This is a genomic window from Pyrobaculum sp., assembly GCF_049971835.1.
In the GTDB taxonomy this organism is placed as follows: Archaea; Thermoproteota; Thermoprotei; order Thermoproteales; family Thermoproteaceae; genus Pyrobaculum.
Genome location: NZ_JBMFKV010000134.1, coordinates 1 through 5290 on the forward strand (window position 1 = coordinate 1; position 5290 = coordinate 5290).

Sequence of the window (5290 nt, forward strand, 5' to 3'; positions counted from 1 at the left end):
AAGTCAATCGTCCAGCCAGCCCCGATATCCCCCGCAATTACGGCGTCTCTAACCGCCTCGCTACCGCCGAAGATCTTCCCATTAGCCGCAGTGAGGGTAATCACCCTCCACCCGTCGTCCCAGCCGTAGGCCTGGAGGATGATCTCGGCAATCCTCGTGTGGCTGGTAGACTCTGTAAACCGCGCCACCCCCGTCACCGGCATCCCCATCAGCACGGCCCTGCCGTAGTCGAAGGAGGCGAGGTCCGACCACGTCTTGGGCTCGGGCACCCCGGCGGCCTTTAGGACCTTTGTGTTTATTGTGATGCCGAAGCTGGAGATGGCCCACGCAACCCAGTACACCTTCCCGTCTGCCCCCGTCCGCATCATGGGCATACCCGCGATGGTCTTGGGTATCTGGGCCAGCGCGGCCTTAACCTCGTCGCCCTCCAGGGGGAGCAACAACCCATCTTTATAGAGCGAGTCGAAGAGAGTGGGGCCTCCGCCCCACGCCACGTCGGCCTGCCCCTGCTCTATAAGAGGCCTCCACTGCGCCGCGGCGATGGGTCTAAAAACCACGTCCTTTATTCCGTATTTCTTCGCCACGTCGCTTTTGAGAAACAGCGTCCTCGCCGCGTCGAGGATGTCGGTGGGGTGCCTAGTCACCACCACAAGCCTGTCGCAGGTAGGCGCCGCAGTCGGGGTTGTCGTTGGGGTGGTGGCGGTTGGCGACGTGGTGGCTGTGGGGGAGGTGGTGGTCGGCGGCTGGGAGGTCGTCGTGGGGCTGGGCGTCGCCGTCGGCGTAGTGGTTGGAGATGGCGGCGTCGTAGGGGTGCTTGTGGTGGTGGGTGGAGGGGTTGCGGGGGGCTGGGTGGCGAGGTAGAGGGCGACCAGGGCGATTACGACCGCCGCGGCTAGTGCGCCAGCTACTAACCCGGTTCGCATGGCGTAACTACTGCCTCTATTTAAATGTTAGCTGGCGGGGATTCATACGAATTAGACATTTAAAAATGATTGAAAGTTGTGCCATGCGGTCGAAACTCCTGTTGGCGGTCCTCGTGGCCGCCCTCGCGGCGGCCCAGCAAATAAACACGCCTATTTTGGTAGACCTAGCCCACGGAGAGGCCTCCAAGGGGCTTGACTTCTGGGTGAACTCCACGGCGAACCCGCTGGCGATTTCTGACTTCGCAAGCCTCTACATCTTGGTGCCGCCGGGGACCTCCGTTGATCCGTTAATCAGTAGGCTCAACGTCACGAAGATGGCTACAATTATCAGGGGTGACCTCTCCACGGTGGATCTAACCCAGTTCAAGGTTATCATACTGGGCCAGCCGCCTAAGACGCTGTCAGACGCAGAGCTGGCGGCTTTGAAGAAGTGGTTCGAGTCCGGGGGGAAGGTGCTCTGGTGCGCCGCCGATTCCGACTACCCGGCGCAGGGCTCTGAGGAGTCGCAGGCGGCGTGTAACGACGTGGCTGAGTACCTCGGGGCCCACATCCGCCTCGACTACGTCTCTGTGGAGGATTCTAAACACAACGCGAGGGCCGGCTACAGAGTGGTCGGCGTTGTAGATCCGCCGCCTCAGCTGGCGTTTCTCGGCTTCATGGCGCAGAGGGTGCTCTTCCACGGCCCCGGAGTCATCGCAGTAGTGTTGCCCAACGGGACGTGGGTCCCCGCCAACAGCCCAGCGGTCTCGAAGTACTACAACAACATTTTTGTAATTGCGAGGACGACGGAAAACGGCGTCATTGTGGAGCACAGAACCTCCGCCGACAAGAAGGGGAGAGACGGCAAGGCACACAAAGCCGGGGACCGCGGCGTCTTTGCCCTAATGGCTGTCGAGTTTATGCCTAGCAACAGCGTGTTGATACTCTCCGGCGAGACGCCCTACGGCGGCTACGAGCCCATGGTGGCGCCCGCCTACTACGGCGTGGCGCTTGAGGGGCCGAGGTTCTTCAGAAACCTCATGCTGTGGGCCACAGGCAACTACAGAGAGCTCTCCACCATGGTTGCCCAGAGCCAGGCCCTGGCCCAGCTGACCAACAGCATAGCCTCTCTGTCGGGCGATCTCCAGGCTGTGAAGGGAGACATGGCGGCGGTGAAGGGCGCAGTCGGCGGGGTGCAGAGCGACGTGGGGTCGCTTAAGAACACCGTCGCTCAACTGGGCAACCAGATAGGCGGCGTGGCGGGTCAGATAAACACCGTGAGCGGCCAAGTCTCGGCGCTGAGCCAGAAGGTGGATCAGCTCAGCCAGCAACTAAACGCGGCGATGGCCGAGGCCTCCAACGCCCGCACCGTGGCTTTCGTCGGGACGGCGCTGGCGTTGATATTCGCCATAGCCGCCGCGGCTCTGGCCATTAGGAAGAGGTAATGAGGCTACTCTTTTTCCTCCTCGCCGCCTCCCTGGCCCTAGCGGCCTCCATCGTCGACCCCCGGTGGGCCGTCCCCGCGTACGTCACGCCCGGGGGCACTTTCAACATCACCCTCGACTCGCCGGTCGCGGTGAACAGCGTGGCGCTGGCGGCGCCTGGGCTAGACAAGCCCATAGCCCTCACATTCAAGACCTCCGGCAACGTAATCACGGCGGCGGTGCCTGCGGACACGCCGCTCGGGCTGTACGACGTGGTGATAAACGGCGGGGAGCTCTACGAGCCGAAGGCTGTCTGGGTGGGCAACGTCACGGGGCCGCTTAGGATTCTCCAAATCACCGACGAGCACGTGGGAGTGGAGCTGGACATGGCCTCGGTTTACCGCCTCATCCACGCCATGGTAGTGGCCAACGGCGGGCCCTTCGACGTGGTCTTCGCCACCGGCGACCAGGCTGACGTGGGGGGCCAGCCGTGGCACCACATGCTCTTCGCTAGGTACGCCTCCACCGCAACCAAGCCCATATTCGCCATCCCCGGCAACCACGACCACGCGGGCGACGACCCCCTGGTAAACTACAGGAAGTTCCAAGGCCCGCCGGTGTGGTACAGAGTCGTCGGGCCCTACCTAATAATCGGCCTCGACAGCGGCTTCGACGGCTACCTCACCGACTCCGTCGTCAAGTTTTATGAAGACGTGTTGAAGAGGTACCCAGACAAGGTGAAGATAGTCCTCGTGCACCTCCCGCCGTTTTACAAAGCCGACTCCTACATAGTGGAGACATACAGAGGGCCGCAGGACGTCGACCGCCTAAACAGAGACCCCACCGGCAGGGGCCAGTACTACATCGTCTACACCAGCTACCTCCAGAACAGACCCGCCTACGAGAAGTTCCTAGAGCTGACCATCAAGTACAGAGTGGCGCTGGTGATGTCCGGCCACGTCCACAGCGGCAACTCCACCATTGTGATAAACGGCACGTACTTCGTCACCACGAGGACCCTCGGCGGCTCCATAGACACCTCCCACGGCTACAGGTCATACGTCGTCTACCCCGACGGCCGCGTGGAAATCGGCAGAGAGGTGTGGACCTACAAGAACTTCGCCGTCTTGACCTGGGGCTCCAAGGCGGCTCAGCTCTACATAGACAGCGACCTGGCGCCGGGCGAGATCACCATCGACCTCCCGGGCGACTACTCGGGGCTGAAGGTGCTCAACGGCTCCGCCCAGCTGGTGAAGGTGCAGAGACACCCCCTGGGGAAGTACACGAGATACACCATTAAGCTCTCCGGCAGGCCGGTGTGGATCGCCATAGGCGACTACGCCCCGGCCCCTGCGGTCAAGGTGGAGAAGGTGCTCCCCAGAAGCCCAACCCCCGGCGACCTGGTGACGGTCACAATCTCCGCAGACGACCCCAACGTCGGCGTGCCCTTCCTATTGGTCAACGGCCAGAGAGTCCTCGGCTCCTACTTCGAGGAGAAGCCAGTCTACATCTACAAATTCACCTACCAGAAGCCCACGGCCCTCCAGATACTCGCCCCCGGCGGCCAGCCCACCACCATACAGATAGGCCAAGCCACCACGCCAGCCACAACCACCCCCACCGCCACACCAACCCCAACACCCACGGCCACCAACCCAGACCCCCACGGCCACTACCGCCCCAGTAACGCAGACAGCCACAACAACCCAGCCCGCCACCACCACGCCGATCGCCACGCCGCAGCCAACCGCCGCGCCTCCGCCGTCCGCGGCGTCCCCGACTGCAACCGCGCCGCCAGCCACACCTGCGCCCGCCGCGCCGCAGGCGCCTCAGCCCGGCTTCCCGATTGAGGTAGCCGCGCTGGTAATAATCGCGGCGATTGGGGCGGCGGTGCTTGCTGTGCTTGCTAGGAGGCCCAAGCAGGGCGAGACTCGGGTAAGGTCCTAGGGTTTTTTCCCTACCTTCTCCAAAACCTCTTTAACCGCCTGGCATATTTCATCTGGGGTGAAGCCCTCCCTGGCCATCTGGGCGACGAAGAGGCCTAGGAGGGTGGGGAGGTCGGCGAGCGGACCAATTGCCACGGCCTCTCTCTCGCCGCGTTGATACACCAGCCTCGCCACGGGGCCTTGTAGCTCTACTCTCAGCATGGCGGATCGAGGCGGCAGGTTTATAACATTAATCTGTGGCTGTCCTCGGAGGCGGGGGCGGGGCGCACTGCACGGCCTTGGAGTAGCCACCCCACTCCACCACGTACAGGGTGCCGTTGCCCACGCGGCAGACCGCGTCCGAGCCCGCCTTGACTTGGTCAAATACGCAGTAAACGGCGCCGCCCGGCTCGTAGACCTTCACCCCCCTCAGCTCGGCGTTAGCCGACACGACGACGTACTTATCCACACAGTAGGCGTAGAAAGGCGGCTCGGGGCCCGGCCTCGGCCTCTCCAAGTAGATCATAAGGCCAATCACAGCCACAATCAGAGCCGCCACCCCCAGAAGGAACACGCCAACTCTCAACAAATCCATAACTCCACCCACGCACTATTTAAATAGTTATACATCTCACTGCCCTACTAGCGGCCAGCTCGACGACGTCACATGCCGCAGGCCCCCCTTACCCCGGGTATTCTGGTAAGAGGGCACCGCCGCTACTTTCACGGGGCGATCTGTAAGCTCCATTGCCATCTGCGGGCGATTCGTGGACGCAACTGCGCCTAGCGGCAACCACACAGCCAGACCTCTTTCTGCCTCCCCTTCACCTCGCCTCTTATGCGCATCCACCTCCCGCCGCAGTGAGGTGTTGAGAAGTAGAGCCGGTCTCTACAGCTGAGGAATTGGGTGGTGGGCAGGGGCCACCCCCAGCATGAGGCGCCGCGGGGCGTCGTGGGGATTGTTCTACCGCCCGCTACCTCACCGAATGTTTCTACTACCCTGACTTCTAGGCATCTAACGGGTGTGCATAGCTTGTAG

The 5290-nt window shown here is 62.5% G+C and carries 6 protein-coding genes and 1 pseudogene; 3 read left to right on the forward strand and 4 right to left on the reverse strand.

Annotation, left to right across the window (positions count from 1 at the left end; all coding sequences use genetic code 11):
• Positions 1 to 644: ABC transporter substrate-binding protein (locus ACP5J3_RS10540; RefSeq protein WP_428495659.1), on the reverse strand; the 644-nt coding region annotated here is incomplete at its 3' end.
• On the opposite strand from ACP5J3_RS10540, the gene ACP5J3_RS10545 reads away from it, so the two are divergent.
• The 3 genes from ACP5J3_RS10545 (at position 628) to ACP5J3_RS10555 (ending at position 4176) form a co-directional block, all read left to right on the forward strand.
• A complete protein-coding gene (locus ACP5J3_RS10545) occupies positions 628 to 861 on the forward strand; it encodes a hypothetical protein (RefSeq protein ID WP_428495654.1) in 234 nt (77 codons plus the stop codon). The genes ACP5J3_RS10540 and ACP5J3_RS10545 overlap by 17 nt on opposite strands.
• 145 nt (positions 862 to 1006) lie before the next feature.
• Entirely contained in the window at positions 1007 to 2347 is a 1341-nt protein-coding gene (locus ACP5J3_RS10550; RefSeq protein ID WP_428495655.1) for an ABC transporter, read from the forward strand.
• Positions 2347 to 4176, forward strand: coding sequence for a metallophosphoesterase family protein (locus ACP5J3_RS10555; protein ID WP_428495656.1), 1830 nt, complete (start codon positions 2347 to 2349; stop codon positions 4174 to 4176). Before ACP5J3_RS10550 ends, ACP5J3_RS10555 begins: the two co-directional genes overlap by 1 nt.
• A 93-nt stretch (positions 4177 to 4269) precedes the next feature.
• On the opposite strand, the gene ACP5J3_RS10560 is transcribed toward ACP5J3_RS10555, so the two are convergent.
• The 3 genes and pseudogenes from ACP5J3_RS10560 to ACP5J3_RS10570 form a co-directional block, all read right to left on the reverse strand.
• Positions 4270 to 4473 (reverse strand): hypothetical protein, encoded by a 204-nt coding sequence (locus ACP5J3_RS10560; protein ID WP_428495657.1) that lies wholly within the window; start codon positions 4471 to 4473, stop codon positions 4270 to 4272.
• A 28-nt stretch (positions 4474 to 4501) separates the two neighbouring features.
• Positions 4502 to 4846 (reverse strand): hypothetical protein, encoded by a 345-nt coding sequence (locus tag ACP5J3_RS10565; RefSeq protein ID WP_428495658.1) that lies wholly within the window; start codon positions 4844 to 4846, stop codon positions 4502 to 4504.
• Between the two features lie 188 nt (positions 4847 to 5034).
• Positions 5035 to 5290: pseudogene (locus tag ACP5J3_RS10570) on the reverse strand (hypothetical protein); the annotation flags it as partial.

What these genes read in the sequence shown, in the direction of transcription:
- ACP5J3_RS10550 (WP_428495655.1), top strand. Translation starts at nt 1,007, where the DNA reads ATGCGGTCGAAACTCCTGTTGGCGGTCCTCGTGGCCGCCCTCGCGGCG.
- ACP5J3_RS10555 (WP_428495656.1), top strand. Translation starts at nt 2,347, where the DNA reads ATGAGGCTACTCTTTTTCCTCCTCGCCGCCTCCCTGGCCCTAGCGGCC.
- ACP5J3_RS10560 (WP_428495657.1), bottom strand. Translation starts at nt 4,473, where the DNA reads ATGCTGAGAGTAGAGCTACAAGGCCCCGTGGCGAGGCTGGTGTATCAA.
- ACP5J3_RS10565 (WP_428495658.1), bottom strand. Translation starts at nt 4,846, where the DNA reads ATGGATTTGTTGAGAGTTGGCGTGTTCCTTCTGGGGGTGGCGGCTCTG.